The sequence below is a fragment of the Ruegeria sp. G12 genome, from assembly GCF_056533565.1.
In genome coordinates this window covers 474,812-492,607 of the sequence record NZ_JBQFOO010000001.1, presented here as the reverse complement: position 1 = coordinate 492,607, position 17,796 = coordinate 474,812, and the positions used below count along the sequence as shown (strand labels likewise).

Annotated in this window: 13 protein-coding genes and 3 pseudogenes; 14 read left to right on the top strand and 2 right to left on the bottom strand. The window is 56.4% G+C overall.

What is annotated here, in order from left to right; all coding sequences use genetic code 11:
- Positions 1-43 precede the first annotated feature (43 nt).
- The 7 genes and pseudogenes from ACR0JN_RS02465 to ACR0JN_RS02435 all read left to right on the top strand — a co-directional run.
- The gene (locus tag ACR0JN_RS02465) at positions 44-610 is read left to right on the top strand and encodes a tautomerase family protein (protein ID WP_480883951.1); all 567 of its coding nucleotides are present in this window, start codon (positions 44-46) and stop codon (positions 608-610) included.
- Complete coding sequence (locus ACR0JN_RS02460) at positions 607-2,301, top strand: hydantoinase B/oxoprolinase family protein (protein WP_480883950.1); 1,695 nt, start codon at positions 607-609, stop codon at positions 2,299-2,301. The genes ACR0JN_RS02465 and ACR0JN_RS02460 overlap by 4 nt, the downstream gene beginning before the upstream one ends.
- The gene (locus ACR0JN_RS02455; RefSeq protein ID WP_480883949.1) at positions 2,298-4,358 is read left to right on the top strand and encodes a hydantoinase/oxoprolinase family protein; all 2,061 of its coding nucleotides are present in this window, start codon (positions 2,298-2,300) and stop codon (positions 4,356-4,358) included. The genes ACR0JN_RS02460 and ACR0JN_RS02455 overlap by 4 nt, the downstream gene beginning before the upstream one ends.
- Positions 4,359-4,979 carry a cysteine hydrolase family protein gene (locus tag ACR0JN_RS02450; RefSeq protein ID WP_480883947.1) on the top strand — a complete coding sequence of 207 codons (621 nt, stop codon included), beginning with the start codon at positions 4,359-4,361 and terminating at the stop codon, positions 4,977-4,979. It abuts the gene before it with no gap.
- Positions 4,976-5,842: an isocitrate lyase/PEP mutase family protein gene (locus tag ACR0JN_RS02445; RefSeq protein WP_480883945.1), complete on the top strand. Its 867-nt coding sequence runs from the start codon at positions 4,976-4,978 to the stop codon at positions 5,840-5,842. Before ACR0JN_RS02450 ends, ACR0JN_RS02445 begins: the two co-directional genes overlap by 4 nt.
- Positions 5,823-7,193 (top strand): FAD-dependent oxidoreductase, encoded by a 1,371-nt coding sequence (locus tag ACR0JN_RS02440; RefSeq protein WP_480883944.1) that lies wholly within the window; start codon positions 5,823-5,825, stop codon positions 7,191-7,193. Before ACR0JN_RS02445 ends, ACR0JN_RS02440 begins: the two co-directional genes overlap by 20 nt.
- Positions 7,194-7,479: 286 nt before the next feature.
- A pseudogene (locus ACR0JN_RS02435) lies at positions 7,480-8,451 on the top strand (NADH:flavin oxidoreductase); the annotation flags it as partial.
- A gap of 303 nt (positions 8,452-8,754) precedes the next feature.
- Here the strand turns inward: ACR0JN_RS02435 and ACR0JN_RS02430 are convergent.
- Positions 8,755-9,972, bottom strand: a complete 1,218-nt coding sequence (locus tag ACR0JN_RS02430) for an MFS transporter (protein ID WP_480883943.1) — start codon at positions 9,970-9,972, stop codon at positions 8,755-8,757.
- A 378-nt stretch (positions 9,973-10,350) separates the two neighbouring features.
- Here ACR0JN_RS02430 and ACR0JN_RS02425 point away from each other — a divergent pair, with 378 nt between their 5' ends.
- From ACR0JN_RS02425 to ACR0JN_RS02405, 5 genes and pseudogenes are all read left to right on the top strand, one after another.
- Positions 10,351-11,268, top strand: coding sequence for a DMT family transporter (locus ACR0JN_RS02425; RefSeq protein WP_480883942.1), 918 nt, complete (start codon positions 10,351-10,353; stop codon positions 11,266-11,268).
- A 93-nt stretch (positions 11,269-11,361) separates the two neighbouring features.
- A complete protein-coding gene (locus ACR0JN_RS02420) occupies positions 11,362-12,750 on the top strand; it encodes an SLC5/6 family protein (protein ID WP_480883941.1) in 1,389 nt (462 codons plus the stop codon).
- A gap of 265 nt (positions 12,751-13,015) precedes the next feature.
- Positions 13,016-13,657 carry a sulfatase-like hydrolase/transferase gene (locus ACR0JN_RS02415; RefSeq protein ID WP_480883940.1) on the top strand — a complete coding sequence of 214 codons (642 nt, stop codon included), beginning with the start codon at positions 13,016-13,018 and terminating at the stop codon, positions 13,655-13,657.
- Positions 13,658-13,669: 12 nt separating this feature from the next.
- A pseudogene (locus tag ACR0JN_RS02410) lies at positions 13,670-13,984 on the top strand (arylsulfatase); the annotation flags it as partial.
- Between the two features lie 152 nt (positions 13,985-14,136).
- Positions 14,137-14,406, top strand: a pseudogene (locus tag ACR0JN_RS02405) (integrase core domain-containing protein); the annotation flags it as partial.
- On the opposite strand, the gene ACR0JN_RS02400 reads toward ACR0JN_RS02405, so the two are convergent.
- Entirely contained in the window at positions 14,403-15,746 is a 1,344-nt protein-coding gene (locus ACR0JN_RS02400) for a tetratricopeptide repeat protein (RefSeq protein ID WP_480883939.1), read from the bottom strand. The pseudogene ACR0JN_RS02405 and the gene ACR0JN_RS02400 sit on opposite strands and share 4 nt — an antisense overlap.
- Between ACR0JN_RS02400 and ACR0JN_RS02395 the strand changes: the two genes are divergently transcribed.
- Complete coding sequence (locus tag ACR0JN_RS02395) at positions 15,733-16,107, top strand: hypothetical protein (RefSeq protein ID WP_480883938.1); 375 nt, start codon at positions 15,733-15,735, stop codon at positions 16,105-16,107. The two genes, ACR0JN_RS02400 and ACR0JN_RS02395, sit on opposite strands and share 14 nt — an antisense overlap.
- Before the next feature lie 24 nt (positions 16,108-16,131).
- Positions 16,132-17,772, top strand: a complete 1,641-nt coding sequence (locus ACR0JN_RS02390; protein ID WP_480883937.1) for a sulfatase-like hydrolase/transferase — start codon at positions 16,132-16,134, stop codon at positions 17,770-17,772.
- Positions 17,773-17,796 lie beyond the last annotated feature (24 nt).

Below are 17,796 nucleotides of genomic sequence, written 5' to 3'. Positions count from 1 at the left end.
TAACCTGTATTACAGATAGTACAATAACTGGAGGAACTTTTGCATGCCGATCGTCGAATTGCATGTGATCGAGGGCTATAGCGCACAAGAAAAACAAAGGCTTGGCGTCGCGCTGACCAATGCTGTGCGATTCGTGGTGCCCGCTGCGCCTGAGCTTGTGACCGTCATGATCCATGACATTTCTGACCAGAACTACTATCGCGGTGGCAAGACCAGACTGCCTGCTCGGGCCAAACAGGACCCTGAACACATCGTGCGGGCCTTTTTGTCTGAAATGGGTGACCGCGCGTTTGAAAGCGCGCGCAAAAGGCTCGGCCCTGACTTTGTTATGCAGTTTCCCGGAACCGCGCCCGTGCAAGATCTTGAGGACCTCAGGAGTTGGGCGGCAAACCGGTATCGCCGTATCGCGAAAACCTACGAGGGGTTCGACGCAATGCAAAGCGATGGCGACGCTGCGATCGTTTACTGCCGGGGAACGTTGTCCGGTGAATGGACCGATGGTTCAGCTTTCGAAGGCATTCGCTTCATTGACCGGTTCGAGATTCAGAACGATTTGATCACACGTCAGGATGTCTGGAATGACATTGCAGAAACAAGGGCGCAGGCATGAGCGAGATTGACCCAATTACCCTTTCTGTTCTTGCAGGCCGCATGGAACAGATCGCCGACGAAATGGACGCAACCCTATTTCGAGCGGCCTTTAATCCGATCATTGCTGAGGCGCATGACGCCAGCCATGGTCTGTATTCTGCAACAACGGGCGACACTCTTGTTCAGGGTAAGTCCGGGCTGCCGATCTTCGTGGGTGTGATGTCTTTTGCCGTGAAAGCGGTGATTGAAAAGGCCGCGGCTGACGGGGATCTGGAAGACGGCGACATCTATATCTTCAACGATGCACATATCGGCGGAACACATTTGTCTGATATGCGTTTGGTGCGTCCCTATTTCCGTGATGGCAAGTTGTTCTGCTATCTCGCGTCGGTTGGGCACTGGCATGACGTAGGCGGTGCGGTGCCGGGAAACTACAACCCCGCTGCGACCGAAGTTTTCCAGGAAGCCTTTGTTCTGCCGCCGGTAAAACTGGCGCGTAAAGGTGAGGTAAACCAGGACATTATCGACATTTTGCTGCGCAATACCCGCCTACCTCAATCGGCAATGGGGGATTTGAACGGGCAACTGGGTGCTCTGGATCTTGGGGTCCGTAGGATGGACGAGTTACTGGACGAATATGATGCTGAAACAGTCTCAGCCGCTCTTGAGGCGCTCAGCGATCGGGCCGAGGTGCTTATGCGATCTGAGTTGCAGGACTTGCCGGACGGTCGGTGGGAGGCCGAAGATTTTCTGGACAATGACGGTATCACAGATGATCCGCTTCGCATCAAACTGGCGCTTGAGATCAAAGGCGATCAAATGGTGCTTGATTTCACGGGTTCGTCTCCGCGATGCGCCGGGCCTGTGAACATCGCCCTGCCCACGACCGTTGCAACCGCCTATGTGGCTGTTAAACACGTTTTTCCGGCGCTGCCTGCCAACGCCGGCGTGATGCGTCCCATCGAAGTCATCGTGCCCGAAGACAGTCTATTGGCGGCCGAGTTCCCTGCCCCGACAGGTGGATACACAGAAACCATTCTGCGAATGATCGATGTTGTATTCTCTGCCTTCGCCAACGCCGCACCGGATCGGGTTGTCGCCAACGCTTATGGGACAATCAATGCGCTTTCTATCGCCGGAAAACGCTCAAACGGACAGCCATGGGTGATGTTCAGCTTTTATGGTGGGGGGCACGGCGGCTCGGTCGAGAGCGACGGGCTGAACCACGGTAACGCTCCGATCTCGACAGCGACGATCCCGCCGATGGAAATTCTTGAAGCCGCCTATCCGGTCATGTTCCGCCAGTGGGCGCTGCGACCCGACAGCGCAGGTAAAGGTGCGCATCGCGGGGGGCTTGGAGCTATCTATGAAATTGAAGTTCTTGAGGAAAACGGCGCTCAGGCGTTTCTGTTCGGCGAACGCGGCAAATTCGCACCGAAGGGTATCGCTGACGGTGGCGACGGGGCCATGAATGTTTTCACGTATGAACAAGCCGATGGGTGGAAGGTACCGCCACTGGTTTCAAAAATGAGAGGGATCGAATTGAAACAAGGACAAGCGGTTCGCCTTGAAACACCCGGCGGTGGCGGCTATGGCGCTGCGGGCCACCGCTCTCCTGCGGCGATCGCCAAAGATGTGGCTCGGGGTCTTGTGAGTGCCGAACAGGCGGATCAGGTCTACGGCACCACATGGCGGGAGGTTGCGCCATGACCGGACGTATGATCGGCGTGGATGTGGGGGGCACGTTCACGGATGTTTTTGTTCTGAACGAAGCAGACGGGAGCGCAACCGTCGCCAAGGTTCCAACCACACGCCCGGATCAATCAGGTGGATTCCTGGACGGGATCAGGCGCGAGGTCGATGATCCGTCCGAGATCTCAGTAGTGGTACACGGCACCACGGCGGGCACAAATGCTCTGCTGGAACGCAAAGGGGCCAAGACAGGAGTGATCTGTACTGCAGGTCTGCGGGACGTATTGGAGATGCGCCGAAGGGACCGACCGCGCACCTGGGGATTGCGCGGGGATTTCGAACCCGTTGTGGATCGCCGCGACCGTCTGGAGGTGCCGGAACGTACACTGGCGGATGGTACCATTCGCACACCTGTCGATCTGATTGCCGTGCGCAAAGCAGCCGAGCACTTGCGAGAGCAAGGATGCGAAGCCATCGCAATCCTGTTCGCCAATGCCTATGCCAACCCTGAAAACGAAGCTGCCGCTGTCGCCGCCGTACGCGAGATTTGGCCGAACCCGCATGTATCAGCCTCGTCAGAAATTCTACCGGAAATCCGTGAATTCGAACGGTTCTCGACTACGGCGCTTAATGCCTATCTGCAACCCGAAGTCTCAGGCTATCTGACCCGCCTGGAAAACGCTCTGCAATCCGGCGGTTTTGATGGCGAGTTCATGATCGTGCAGTCCAATGGCGGGGTAATGGGGGTCAACACCGCGTCCCGCCTTCCGGTGCGTACGGCACTGTCTGGTCCGGCGGCGGGTGTGATTGCTGCAGGTTACATTGCGCAATCTGCTGGCTTCGACAATGTGATCACGGGGGATATGGGCGGCACCAGTTTTGATGTTTCGCTGATATCACAGGGGCAGACGATGTTGTCGGCCCAGACCTCCATCGATTTTGGGATGGTTGTGCGCAGTCCAATGATCGAAATAACAACCATCGGAGCAGGCGGAGGGTCAATCGCCTGGGTCGATAAGGGTGGATTCTTAAATATCGGCCCTGAAAGCGCAGGATCAAATCCCGGTCCTGTTGCCTACGGTTCGGGAAATGATCGCCCCACGGTTACGGATGCCAATGTCGTGTTGGGTCGCATCGATCCGGACAACCCAATCGGAGGCAAACTGGAAAGGCTGGATGTGGAGGCCGCTGGTAAAGCGATCGATATCCACGTCGGCGAACCGCTAGGTTTGTCCAGGCTTGAGGCCGCCGAGGCTATCCTGCGCGTCGCCAATTCCCGTATGGCCGGAGCCATCCGTCTTGTAAGTATCGAGCGCGGCTTCGACCCCAAACGATTTGCCTTTATGCCGTTCGGCGGTGGCGGAGCTTTGCACGCAGGGGCAATGCTGGCTGAAGTGGGGATCGCCCGCGCAATCGTTCCGCGTTTTCCCGGTGTCACCTCGGCACTAGGCTGTGTGATCGCCGACATGCGGCAAGATTTTGTACAGACGATCAACACTCTGGTCACGCAGTTGGACAAGGCTGCTTTAGGCACATTCATGCAAGAGCACGCGGACCAAGGTATGGCGCTTCTTGACGCATCGCGGACCACATTCGACAAGCGTGAGATCTCATTCGAGCTGGACATGGCCTATGTGGGTCAAACGCATACCGTGCCGGTGCCGCTGACTGTTACGATGACAGATGGCAAGGTTACACCACCAAGCAAAGCCGACATCGAAGAGGCCTTCGATACGGCCTATCAAGCCACCTATGGAAGACTGCTGAAAAACGGCGTGCAGCGCATATTGAATCTACGTAGCTCTGTAACGGGCAAGCGACCGAAATTCGATCTTTCTTCCCTTGCGCCCACAACAGAAGGCAGTGCTACGCCCTCGTCGACACGGAAAGTTCACTTCGGAGATGCTTGGCATGACACAACCATCTATGATCGCTTGTCGCTTCCGGTTGGCACGTTTGTCAAAGGTCCAGCCATTCTGACGCAATCGGACACGACCGTCCTGATCGAACCGGATTTTCAAGGGCGCGTGGACTCCTTTGGCAACACGATTATCGAACCACGGGAGGAGGACTGAATGAGCGAACCAGAAACCTGGGACCCGCGCAAGACGGCGCTGCTGACTATCGATCTTCAGAACGACTTTATTCATCCTGAGGGAGCCTATGGCCGGGCTGGCCAGTCGGCGCAAGAAATCGCGGCTCTTCCCGAACGCATCGCGCCTTTGGCGCGAATGTTGCAAGCCGCGGGCGGACGCTATTTTTCGGCGCAGTTCACACTTGTACCCGACCGCAACGGCGAGCCATTGATTGCGCCACACCTGAAGAAATTGCGCCCGTTCCTGACCATGGGCGACTTTGCGCCGGGCGGGTTTGGTCACAGTTTGGTCGATACGTTGCAGCCCTGCGATTTCGTCATCGAAAAGGTTGCCTACTCGGCCTTCTATCAGACTCGGCTGGAATATCTGATGCGCGCTTTGGGTATCGAGAACCTTGTCGTTGGGGGCATCGTGACGAATGGTGGCGTTGCCTCAACTCTGCGCGATGCGCATTTGCGGGATATCGTCACCGTTATGCTGACAGACGGATGTGCCGCCTTTCGGCAAGAGGTTCATGACGCAACACTCGTGTCACTGGGCACTGTCACGCATCAGCGAAATTGCGATCAAATGTTGACCTGGCTGGAGGGAGCCAAATGAGCCTTAAATCCCGACTAGAAAGTAAAGAAATTCTCGTCGCACCGGGCGTGTATGACGGCCTAACGGCTTCGCTGGCTGAAAAAGCTGGCTTCGAGGCGCTGTATCTGAGCGGCGCGGCTGTCGCCTACACCCGACTTGGCCGTCCCGACATCGGGCTATCCACGGCGTCCGAGATGGCGGACACGATGACGCTGATTGCCGATCGGGTCTCGTTACCCGTAGTTATCGACGCCGATACCGGCTTTGGAAACGCATTGAACGCTCAGCGTACCATGCGGCTATATGAGCGTGCTGGTGCATCCGCACTGCAAGTTGAAGATCAGACCTTTCCTAAGCGCTGCGGTCATCTGTCGGACAAATCCCTTATCGCGACGCAGGAAATGGCTGGAAAGATAGCAGCGATGGCCGACGCGCGTGCCAGAAGTGACACGCTGATTATTGCCCGCACGGACGCCATCGCCGTTGAAGGGTTCAACGCAGCTGTCGAGCGCGCTGAAACTTATCTTGAGGCTGGTGCGGACGTACTTTTCCTCGAAGCACCTCAAAGTCGCGAACAGCTGACGTCCATCGCTGACCGGTTTGCCCCGCGCGTTCCCCTGTTGGCGAATATGGTCGAAGGCGGCGCGACCCCGATCCTTGGCGCTGACGATCTGGAGACACAGGGTTATTCCATCGTCATTTTCCCCGGCGGGATTGTCCGGGCTTTGGCCAAAACCGCTCAGGTCTACTATCAGAGCCTGGCAGAGAATGGCTCTAACAAGCCCTTCGCACAGAACATGTTCGATTTCGGCGGTCTGAACGAAGTCATCGGAACCGCCGAGATGCTCGATGCCGGGGCCCGCTATGATGACGCCCAAGGTTGAGAGTGTTGCACCTGATCGGTTCGATCTTAAGACCGGTACCCTGATCATCGGCGCAGGGGCTTGCGGTTTGGTCGCGGCCCTGTCGGCTTCGGAGGCGGGACAGGACGTGCTGGTGATCGAAGCCGACCCTGTTCCGAGCGGTTCAACCGCGTTATCCGCGGGGTTGATCCCCGCTGCTGGCACAAAAAATCAACGGACCGCGGGGATCATGGACGATGCAGTTCTCTTTGCCAGCGACATTCAGTCGAAGGCCCACGGCGAGAACGATCAAGCTCTGGTCGATTTGTTGACTAGCAATGCCGCGGAAGTCATCGACTGGTTGTCTGAACGCCACGCCCTGCCCTTCTCGGTTGTCACGGATTTCGACTACCCCGGTCATTCGCGCCGTCGGATGCACGGGCTGCCGACGCGCTCGGGACAAGAGTTGATCGACGCGCTTCGCAGCGCCTGCGAGCGAGAAGGTTTGGACATCATCTGCAATCGCCGCGCGACAACGCTGTATCGGGATCAGGACCAGATTTCAGGTGTTGCCGTAACAGGCCCGGACGCAACAGTCGAAACCATTGCTTGCGACCGGCTTATCCTTGCCTGCAACGGTTTTGGTGGCAACCCCGCCCTCGTTTCCGAGCATATGCCGCAAATCGAAGATGCATTGTGGTTCGGGCATAGCGGTAACCGAGGCGAGGCTGTCCTGTGGGCAGAGGGGCTGGGTGCCGGGCTGCAAAACCTGGGGGCATACCAAGGCCATGGTAATGTCGCGCACCCAAATGCAATCCTGATAACCTGGGCGGTGATTACCGAAGGCGGCATACAGGTGAACCGCGACGGTCATCGTTTCTGGGACGAGTCACAAGGCTATTCTGAGGCCGCCCGCGCGGTGCTGGCGCAGCCCGACGGAGAAGCCTTCGCCATCTTTGACGGCCGCATTGCTGCCGTTGCGCGCCAGTTCGAGGATTTCAAGCGCGCGGAAGAGACAGGTGCGATCCGATCCGCCGATACAATCGAACACCTATCGAAGGCACTAGGCCTACCATCATTGGCTTTGGAGCAAACAATACGAGAAATCCCCATCGGCGGCACGGATCAATTCGGCAGGTCGTTCAACCCGCCACCTTTGGCGCCGTCCTACATGGGCGTCCGCGTCACAGGGGCCCTGTTTCATACCCAAGGCGGTTTGCGCGTCGACTCCTTTGGGCGCGTCCTCAAGGAGGACGGTACTGCTTTCACCAACCTCTATGCAGGCGGCGGCGCCGCTGTTGGTGTGTCGGGCAAAGGGGACAGCGGGTATCTTTCCGGAAATGGCTTGCTGAGTGCCGTTGTGTTGGGCCGTATAGCTGGGTTGAGTGCGTGACGTCAAATTTGTGCACTCTAACTATCGGAACCGGTGTTGTCGTTCTGCCTGGGAGCTACACTTTCGAAGGCGATTTGATGGTGTTCGGAAGGGTAATGTCAGAGGAATCACATTCTGCCGTCCTTCTTGGCACTCTCTTCGATCGAGAGCACGCAAGAAACTAATCTGTAAAGAAAAAGACTTTGCAGAGCGGCGCGAAACAAAAGAACAGGCAACTGAAACGGTATCAGATCAATTTAATCTGACAAGACCCCGCCTTGTACTTGCACCGTAAACCAACACACAGAGCCATGATGATGGCACCCTGTCTGACGATGAATTTCGTTGGCTTACAACGCGAGCCAAAGGCGGCTTCGGCCAGTTGAAAACCTGCGCGATTGCAACAGAAGAACGCGGTCGTGGTTACCCAGGCCAACTCGGCGCAAGGGATGATATACATCTCCACGGGCTCTCTCGCTTGTCGGAGGGCATCAAAGCCCACGGAGCGGTGGCCTGTGCGCAGATCGCGCATTCTGGCCCTCGATCATTGCGGGATCGTGTGGGCGTTGTTGCCGATAGTGAAAACGCTATGGAACCTTTGAACAGCGATGCAGTTCGGACGACAATTAAGCATTTCGTCGATGCAGCAAAGCGATCAGAGAAAGCTGGTTTCGATGGTGTCGAGGTTCATGCGGCGCATGGCTTCCTGCCAGCTCAATTCTTGTCGCCAAAAATCAATAAAAGGACTGACGAATGGGGCGGTTCGTTTCCAAATAGAACACGCTTTATTCGTGAAGTCTTGGAAAGGATCAGAGCAGAATCACAGCCGGAATTCCAACTTGGCCTGCGCCTGTCACCCGAGCGTTTCGGTCTGCGTCTGGCGGAAATCCTGGAATTTGCGCAGGAGGTTATGACGAGCGGGCTTATCGACTGGCTCGATATGTCATTGTGGGATGTTTTTAAAACACCGGAAGAAGAGGCCTTTGCACAGAAGCCGCTGATGAAATGGTTCACTGAATTGGATCGGGGGTACTGCAAACTGGGTGTCGCGGGTAACATTCTCGACCGGGCCGCGGCGGAATGCGCGCTCAATATGGGCGCCGACTACGTGGACATTGGAAAGGCGGCAATCCTGGCGCATGACTTCCCACGGAAGATCCTTGAAACACCCGACTACACCCTACCAGCAAGACCTGTGAGCGAAGAATTCCTAACAGATCAGGGGCTCGGCTCAGCATTCGTCAATTATATGCGCAGCTTTGGGGATTTCGTCGACTAGCTTACAACCTGTTCTGTAGCGCTTTGTGCCGAGGTCATCTGATGCAGACATTCGTGCATCCCGCAGCATTTGGCAATTTGGGCGCATTCCGAACCTCGATGCCGTTGCAGCACAGGCCCCTGCCCCGCAGTCACCTGATCGCGCAGACGGCGCAAAGCCGACCTCCAACCGTAAAATGCGACGCCGCGTTGCGGCGCGTCAGAGCCGCCGTTCGCTGCAAGCGCAAAGCCTTCAGATTCGCCAACTGACACATCGCGGACGAAACGGCCATAGCCCGTTACGCTAATTAGGTCTGCTGTGCCTTTAGTCCAGGCGCAGTTTTAGCAATGCGTAAGCCAGCAAAAAAGCACAACTGAGCCCCGCCAGTAGGAATGTTGAACGCAAGGCGAGTTCACGGCCAAGCTCAATTTCCAGAACAGATACAGCGACCCCGCCAGCCAAAGCCCCTAAAGGCATGGAACCCCAACCGAAAAAACGGTAGATGCTGTTGACCCGGCCAAGCAATTCAGATGGGATACGCCGTTGTCTCCAAGACACGGTAATCACATTCCAGAGCATCGCGCCTGCCAAAACAAAGAACAACGCAATGCTCATCGTGACAACTGATTGGCTTAATCCAACCACCGCATAGCCAAGACTCCAGGCTGCAATTGATAGATACAAGCAGGCCTGAGCTCCAAGCAATGAGATAAATCTAGCTGCAAGTAAACTACCAGTTATCGCGCCAGCGGCTTCTACAGACAGCACCCAGCCGTATTGGAACGACGAAAGCGCCAAGACTTCCTGCGCAAAGAGAACCTGAACCGTGATTGTTGCGGTCGCAATGAAATTGGCAATTCCCAAGACAATCGCCAGTCGAAGCAATAGCGGATCACGTCGCATGTACGTGATCCCTTCGATCAGTGCTGTACGAAAGCTAGCGCTGACCCTTGGTTTGGGTCTGAGCGAAATCATCCAGACGAGGCCTGCCGCCAATACGAGCAGCGCAGCGTCAATGCCAAAAGGAATAGCAATTCCAGCGGCAATCAAGAATCCCGCCAACGGAGGGCCAATAAACTGACCGGTGAGTTGCTCACTGCTCCAAAGTTGACCGTTCGCACTTTCGAGGTCTTGTGAGTCCACGATGGATGGGAGCATGGTTTGGGCGGCATTGTCCCGTAAGACCTCTGCCGATCCCAGCAAGAAGGCAAGACCTGCAAGCACCCAGACAGTCCCTTGCGCTTGTTGGTTCATTGCCAACATCATGATTGCCAGAATGATGGCCGCCCGCAACAAGTCGGTACGCGCTATGAGCTTGCGATGATCCGCATTATCAACAATGACTCCGGCCGGAATTGAAAACAGCAACCACGGTAGCCGCCCTGCAGCCGCGACAGCAGCAATGGTTATCGGGTTTTGCGTCATCAATGTCGCGAGCCAAGGCAGCGCAAGAATAACCAGCCCGTCGCCCAAGTTGGTCAGTGTTCCTGCGCTAAAAAGCAGGCGAAAGTTACGGTTTCTGGCGAGCAAATATGCGGCCACTGTTGGGACTCCAGACATGCGGGAAGAACTCTTGCCCAGGGAAGATACGAGCGCAAGTTTGTTATGCAAATTAAACCTGATAGCTGTCATTCGTGTTCCGTGCAGTATCCGGAACCAAGGGCTCACAGCCGCCAGAGAGGCAAACGCAGCATTCGATCAATAGGTCCAACTGTTTCAGATGGAGACGGCCCTTTCCGGACTTTGCCGATGTAACCAGATGCGGCGGCGCGGCGTCACCGTTGCAGCAATTCGTAATTCACGCGGCAGCCGCGATGTCCATCGCCGAATTGGGCAAACCGCGTGAATGTCGCAAATGACTGGTCGAAGCTCTCACCAAGTCGTTAACATTAGCGGAGTTACGTCATTGATCAGACCAACATGACACCCTTAGCGCCATCATCTTTCGACACAAATGCCCACAAGTACGGCGTGCTCTTCGTCTTTGCGGCAGGGGTTCTGTGGTCAACAGTCGGTCTTGGAATTCGCCTGATCGAAGACGCAACAGTCTGGCAGATACTGCTCTACCGGTCGATTAGCATGTCGCTGTTCTTGTATGTGTTCATCAGGGTGCGGTCCGGCGAAAGCCCCTTTGTTCAAATCCGCCTCATCGGCACCCCGGTCATAACAGCGGGACTTTCATTGGTTGCAGCCTATTCCGGTGGGATCTACGCGATCCAGAATACTTCGGTTGCGAATGCCATGCTTCTATTTGCGACAGCGCCTTTCATGGCTGCCGCACTCGGATGGGTCGTTTTGCAGGAGCCTGTTCGCATCGTAACGTGGGTGGCGAGCGCGGTGGCGATCGTAGGAATTGGGATCATGTTTGCCGACAAATCCGGCAGTGTGGCTCTGAAGGGCAGCCTTGCCGCGCTCGGGTCGGCCCTCGGCTTCGCGGTCTTCACCGTGTCCCTGCGTTGGGGCCGCACAGGGGAAATGCTACCCGCAGTCTTCCTGTCGGGCCTATTCGCGATCGTCATTACTTTGGCGATATGCCTTAGCCTTGGGCTCTCCATCGTATTGAGCCCCAATGACGGCGGCATCGCGATGGGCATGGGTGTGTTCCAAGTTGGCGCAGGTTTGATCCTATATACGCTGGGCTCCCGTAGCCTCCCGGCAGCAGAGCTCGCATTGCTATCTCTGGCCGAAGTCCTACTCGGCCCGCTCTGGGTCTGGCTGTTTCTTGGGGAAACTGCGAGCCTGTACACGTTGATCGGCGGTACTGTTCTGCTAGCTGCCATCGCCGGAAACGCGCTGTCGGCAAAGCGACGAGAGCCTCCGCCTGTCACTGCTCCTTAGAACCGAACCTTCACAAGCAATTTCACGTTCAATTGAATGGTCGTTGTCGCACCTGCCTGCTGGCTGCGCCACAAGACAGCAGCAGGAGAGTCCATGCAAGTTTCAGCTATTATTGTCCTATTCGGTGCCGTCATTCTGGCAAGTCTCTGGGTCTCGCCCCGACGTGCCTCGGTTTCGGGCTTCTTTGGTGGGACAAACACCGAAGGAGCCGCGCCGGGCTTGTGGACGTTGGTGCTGAGCCAGGTCACAACTTGGATTTTTGCCCGATCGCTTATGAATTCTGCCATTCTGGGCTATTTCTATGGCATTGCAGGGGTGCTGGCCTATGCCGCCTATTACGGCTCATTCCTGACCGGCGGCTTTGTGGTGCAACGGTTGCGCGCGCGTGGTGCGCGGTCGGTTCAGGACTGGCTGCGGGACAGTTTCGGGGCCATGGGAACGGGCTGCTACAACCTCGTGATAGTCCTCAGGCTCTTGTCTGAGGTCTTTGCCAATCTGATCGTAGTTGGTCTGATCTTTAGCGCAGTCTCGCCTGGCAGCGCCAATATCGGCACGTATTCGATCCTTGTGGTGGGCTTGTTGGCGCTGGCATATGCCGCCTGGGGCGGGCTGCGCGCGGCGTTGCGGACGGATGTTCTGCAGATGGCAGTTTTTCTTGTGGTCTTTGCGGTTGCCTTTGTTGCACTGGTGCTCAGCCCTGGTTTTGATCTGGGTGCGGTTCTGACCGCCAAGGGCACGTCCGGGCCGCATAATGGCTGGGTGTTGCTGGTCGTCGCCTTCCTGCAGGTGTTTTCCTATCCCGTGCATGACCCGGTCATGATGGATCGCGGGTTCCTCGCGGACCGCGACACAACCCGAAAAAGCTTCTTGCGCGCATTTTGGATTTCCTCGCTTTGCATTGTGGCCTTTGGATTCTTTGGCATTCAGGCAGCGCTGGATGGTGCGGCTTATGAGGACGAGTTGATCGGCACCTGGGCGCAATCCCTGCCGGGCTGGGTCTTTGTGGCGCTGTTGGTTTCGCTGCTGGTATCGGCGCTCTCGACACTAGATTCCGCTCTATCTTCGGCTGCCCGGTTGGTGGTCGAGGAACTACGCCTGGCCCCCCGCAGCCTAACCGGCGGGCGCATTGCCATGGCCATGTTCGCAGTCGCGGGTGCGGCGCTGACGCTCTGGGGCAACCAGACACTGTTCGATGCCGTCGCGGTCTCGGGCACCGCCTCGATGTTCTTGACACCGATCCTGCTGGCCGGGCTTGTTGGTGGTCGACAGGTGGCGCTCTGGGCGTATCTTGTCAGCTTTGCGGTCGCCATGCTTGGCGCGATGGCTTACCTGTTCCGGGGGCAGGCCTTTGTGGCGCAGATCCTCTTCGATGGGCACAAATACGAGCAGCTTTTGCAGATTTGTGTCTGCGTGCTGGTCGCGGGATGCGCCGCCGTCTGGATCGGGTCGCAGCGCGCAGCCGGCAGGGTTGCGGGCGAATAGCTGACCCGCGCGAGGGCTTGAACACGGCCCAAACCGGTCACTCGCTTTGCACCTCAATTGCTGCAGTCGCAGCCCGCATTTCGGACATTCGCTGCGTTCGCGAGACCGCGCAATTTCCAAAGCGAAACTCGCGGGACTTTGCTGCCGTTGGTCAATAGCATTCAAAAAGCTGCTCTCGGCACCTAAGCGGAACTTCGGCAATTCTACCGAGCCTAAGAAAACGACCGACGTTTGAGCCAGAAATGTTTCAGTTACAGGTCTCCCTTTGCCCCCCGTCATCTTGCCCCCCGTCATCGACGATGGCCCAGCCCCGCCTGAGCGGCAAAAGACGCTGGACGACGAGGTAACAGCCCACACGCTGGACTTCATCGACCGCGCAGTCGATGGCGATATGCCTTTCTTTGTCTGGATGGCACCGGCGCGGGCGCATGTCTGGACCCATCTGAGCCCGGAATACGAAGCCATGCTGGGCGAAGGGCGCGGTTTGCAGGATGTCGTGATGAAAGAACTGGACGACAACGTGGGCAAAGTCATGGCCCGGCTTGACGAACTGGGCGTCTCGGACAACACGATTGTCGTCTTTACATCTGACAACGGCCCCGAAACCATGACCTGGCCCGATGGTGGAACAACCCCGTTCCATGGCGAGAAAGGCACAACCTGGGAAGGTGGCTTCCGTGTCCCCGCCATCATTCGCTGGCCCGGAAAAGTCCCGGCCGGAACCGTGAGTAACGGTATTTTTGCCGGTCTTGACTGGATGCCCACCCTTGTTGCCGCCGGAGGACTCGAGGATCTGACCGGATCATTGCTGGAGGGTTACGAGGGCTATCAGGTGCATTTGGATGGGTACAACCAACTGCCTTTCCTGACTGGCGAGGGCGAGAGCAACCGGGATGAGATCATCTAATACGAAGGCCCCGACCTGCAAGCTATCCGCCATGGGGACTGGAAAGCACATTTCACGATCCAAACCGAAGGGTGGGCTGGCCCCAAGGAGGAACTGAACGTCCCCCTCCTGTTCAATCTACGTCGCGATCCCTACGAAAAAGCGGCCGAAGAGTCGGGTATGTATACACGGTGGATGGGCAACAAGATGTGGGCATTTGGTCCTGCTGCCAAGATCGTCCAAAACCACCTGTCTACGTTCAAAAACTATCCTCCACGGGGTTCGGACGTAACCAACCAAAGCTATGTTGAAGAACAGATTTCGACCGAAGGCGGGGTGGCACAATAGAAATCAACTCACGGGAGGCACCAATCCTTGCCTACCGATTCTTACAAGTGCTTGCGGGAATCACCTGCTGACGAAGATCCGCTTATGCACCATATTGTTATTTTGGCCCACCGCAGCATCGGGCAAAGTGGGCTCTTCAGTCTTATTCGCCGTTAACCAAGCCAAACCATCCGTGGACCAATGGCCAGGTTGAGCGCATGAACCGCACGATCAAGGACGCAACCGTCAAACGATACCACTATGAAAGCCACGATCAGCTTCGCACACATCTGGTCGACTTCCGTGATGCGTACAACTTCGCTCGTCGCCTCAAGACGCTCTCTGGTCTCACGCCCTACGAATACATCTGCAAAATCTGGACATCAGAACCAGATCGATTCATCCTAAGTCCCATCCACCAGATGCCGGGACTGAACACCTAACCCTTTGGTTGCCAACCGGCTTGTTCCATAGCTTCTCCGAGGTCTTCCCCATATTCCGGTTCTACGAACAATCTTTGAAATAGCAGATCTACGCGACTCTCGGGCCAATCGCGCGAGAGCTTACCCACGAGGGCCTGTGCCGCAATTTCGTTGCCCAGCATTTGATGAGCTGCCATCAGATAAGCAAGGGACACAGGGCCGACGGGGCCGCCTTTTTCGGTCACCTTCTCAAAGGCGGATATAGCGCCTTCGAAATCCTTCAGATGGAATTTCGCAGCGCCCATCGCGTTCTGAAACACATAACCTCGATCCAGATCTATTTTTGATAGTGCCTCTTCGCTGATCGCCACAACTTGTTCAAACGAACACGAATAGAGCAGGATTAGCGACACGAACTCCAACACATGGACGTCGTTTGGTGCCAAACGCTGTGCCCTGTTCGCAAGTTCGATAGCTTGTGGCCAATTTCCTTTCACAAATTCAACCCAGGCTTTTGCAGATTGGCTCCACCCCGTTTCGGGTGCCAATTCAATCGCCCTGCTGGCCTCTGCGTCCGCGTAGCGCAGCATGTCCCCGGACGGGTCAGCGTCCGGTGTCACCAGCGCTATCATCGCTGCAACCTGCGCGGCCCCTGCATGACCTCCGAAATAGCTGTCGTCGTTTTCGATTGCACCCTTGAATATGGTCAAAGCTGCGTCCAGGCGCGAGGGCTCCAGGGCTGGAAAGATCAAGTCGCGGCCCGAGTGGGCCAGGTTCACGGCCTGAAGTCGCATGGGGGATGCATCAAATATGGCGTTGCGCTCATCTAGGCTTAGGCCATCAACCGACAAGCTGGCCGGAGTTTCACGCTTTATCGATATCAATGTGATGGCCGCAGCGCCGCAGAGGAGAACGAAAACTCCTGCAATCCCAATGACCGGGCGAGGCCAGACGCCCGGCTTGGTTTTTGGTTCAGGCTGCTCAGGCGACCTGAATGATATCTCCGGCGCATAACCTCCCTTTGGCAGATTGAAAACAGTGCCTTCGTCGCGCCCATCTTTGGCATAGTATTCACCCAGCTTGCGACGTAGACGACCAGCGTCCACCCGCACCACGTTTTCACGACGTTCCATCTCGGACAAAGTTCCGCCGTAGACATCCATGGCGATGGTTTTGGCGCGGATGTCATCGGCCCTGCCGTTGAGCGTTTCCTCAACCACATAGACAAGAAAGTCCTGCAATCGCTGTGACCCCGCGAAAGTCGAAGACTTGACAAGCCGCTGAAGGGCAGCCCGCACATCGTTGGCGGCGGGATCGCTGCCCTCATTCAAATGGGGTGATCTGCTTTTGGATAATTCCATATTTTCCGCAAGTTACGTCGATGATTATACCGTATTATGCCCGGGTAAACCTTTTGTGAGAAGTGAATTCGATGAACAATTCGGGGAATCTGTTGATCCATCGAACGAGCTGTCGAATTTGGAAGGCTACAGTCTTGATACCCTGTTTCCTGAGCATCAAGCCGCGATTGCGGACCTACGACGGGCGGACACGGTATTCGATGAGATCTGCCGGGACTATCAGCTTCTCAGCGACGAGTATCTCACCATGAACTCTGCTCCGGGAAGCCAATCATACCAGTTTGCCTGCGACGTTCGCGAAACCCTTGATGGTCTTCGGGATGAAATCGCCCATTCGTTGCGACGCGCAGGAGAGATGTAGTTCAAAGATGGGGAAGGGATACCAATGAAATCAATTTTGAAAACCGCCTCGGCCATGGTGCTGATGGCAGGCGCGAGCTATGCTCAGGACGCGCCTATCATTCATGATGGAGAATTCGAGTTTCTCCGCGCGCAGTTTGGCGAGCAATGGGACGCTCAGGATACGGAAATCGAAGCGAAGCTTACAGAGATCCGTGATGCCAATGGCGGCAAGCCACCCAATATCCTCTATATCCTGATCGACGACGTGAGCTTCGGTCAGATGGGCAACCGCACGATGAACTACGTCACAGGTTTCGATACGCCCAACATCAACGACTTTGCCACGGAAGGCTTGTCTTTGATGAGAATGTACACTGAGCCGTCCTGCACACCGACACGAACAGCGATGCTCACCGGTCGTCATCCCGTGCGCGCGGGTGTCGAAGAGGTCAAGGTTGCGCTGGTTGGCGAAGGTCTTGCGTCTGAGGAGGTCACGATTGCCGAAATCCTGAAGGAAGAAGGGTACAACACTGCACATGTCGGCAAATGGCATCAGGGCGATATTGAACAATCCTACCCTCATAATCAGGGGTTTGATTGGGCCGCCTTTCCCTTGCATCAGCAGGTTCAGCTTAGTCTCATGACACGGGATGCGATGGTTGCCAACAACATGCTTGGATACCATGCGTCGGGCCAATCCAACCAATTTCAGTTGGATGAGCGGTTCAAACCCTATGGCCTGGTAACGGGTGTTGAAGGGGAAGCGGGCGGCCTTGCGCGCGAAGTCGACATAGCGCCGGGCGAGGAATGGACACAGGCGAAATACGAAGAAATGAACCTACGCTATCAGCGTCAGGCATTGGAACAGCTGGAGCAGCTGGCCTCGCAGGACGCCCCGTTCTTCATGCAATACTGGCCGCTTTATCCGCTGAACTTTGCCTACCCCGATGAGGCCGTTTCCCGCAACGGGGGGTTCCATGCCGACAAATTGCAGGTTCTGGACGGCTGGATTGGTGAGGTTCTGGCCAAGCTTGATGAGACCGGCAAGGCAGACAGCACCGTCGTCATGATCATGGCTGACAATGGCTTGATGTATCACTACGAGGGGACATCTGGCCTGAACCAGCTGATTTATCGCGGCGGCAAGACCCAGCACCTGGAAGGCGGCGTGCGTACGGATGCCTTTGTCCGGTGGCCCGGAGTAATCGAGCCAGGAAGCGCGGCAGGCGATATCGTGCATGTCTCAGATCTGTTCACCACCTTTGCACGGATCGCAGGCGCGACTGACCGTATTCCGCGCGACCGGGTGATCGACGGGATTGACCAGACAGCACTGCTGCTCGAAGGCGAAGGCAATTCGCGCCGTGACTACGTTTATGTGTACGAAGGGCCGGTCTTGCGCTCTGTAGTCAAGCAGGAGTTCAAAATGCACCTGCCTGCGCCCGGCCAGCCCGGCGCGGCGGCTCCAGTGTTCAATGTCTACCGCGATCCACGTGAAGAACATCCCCTTGTCGGGTATTCGCTGTGGTCCGGAGCGTCCTTCCAGGACATGGTCAAGCGCCACCAGAAAACCATTGCCAAACACCCGCATCTGCCACTTGGAAAGGGTGTTCCGTATGAAGGGATCGAAAACCTCCGCCCGGAAAGCGAACTGACCAGAGAAGTCTTTTCCAGCTGGCAATAACAAATCTGGGACGGTGGTGGCAAA

Bases quoted from the DNA above. Each gene is read 5' to 3' on its own strand.
- ACR0JN_RS02425 (WP_480883942.1), top strand. From the start codon at position 10,351: ATGACACCCTTAGCGCCATCATCTTTCGACACAAATGCCCACAAGTAC.
- ACR0JN_RS02465 (WP_480883951.1), top strand. From the start codon at position 44: ATGCCGATCGTCGAATTGCATGTGATCGAGGGCTATAGCGCACAAGAA.
- ACR0JN_RS02400 (WP_480883939.1), bottom strand. From the start codon at position 15,746: ATGGAATTATCCAAAAGCAGATCACCCCATTTGAATGAGGGCAGCGAT.
- ACR0JN_RS02420 (WP_480883941.1), top strand. From the start codon at position 11,362: ATGCAAGTTTCAGCTATTATTGTCCTATTCGGTGCCGTCATTCTGGCA.
- ACR0JN_RS02450 (WP_480883947.1), top strand. From the start codon at position 4,359: ATGAGCGAACCAGAAACCTGGGACCCGCGCAAGACGGCGCTGCTGACT.
- ACR0JN_RS02390 (WP_480883937.1), top strand. From the start codon at position 16,132: ATGAAATCAATTTTGAAAACCGCCTCGGCCATGGTGCTGATGGCAGGC.
- ACR0JN_RS02440 (WP_480883944.1), top strand. From the start codon at position 5,823: ATGATGACGCCCAAGGTTGAGAGTGTTGCACCTGATCGGTTCGATCTT.
- ACR0JN_RS02455 (WP_480883949.1), top strand. From the start codon at position 2,298: ATGACCGGACGTATGATCGGCGTGGATGTGGGGGGCACGTTCACGGAT.
- ACR0JN_RS02460 (WP_480883950.1), top strand. From the start codon at position 607: ATGAGCGAGATTGACCCAATTACCCTTTCTGTTCTTGCAGGCCGCATG.
- ACR0JN_RS02445 (WP_480883945.1), top strand. From the start codon at position 4,976: ATGAGCCTTAAATCCCGACTAGAAAGTAAAGAAATTCTCGTCGCACCG.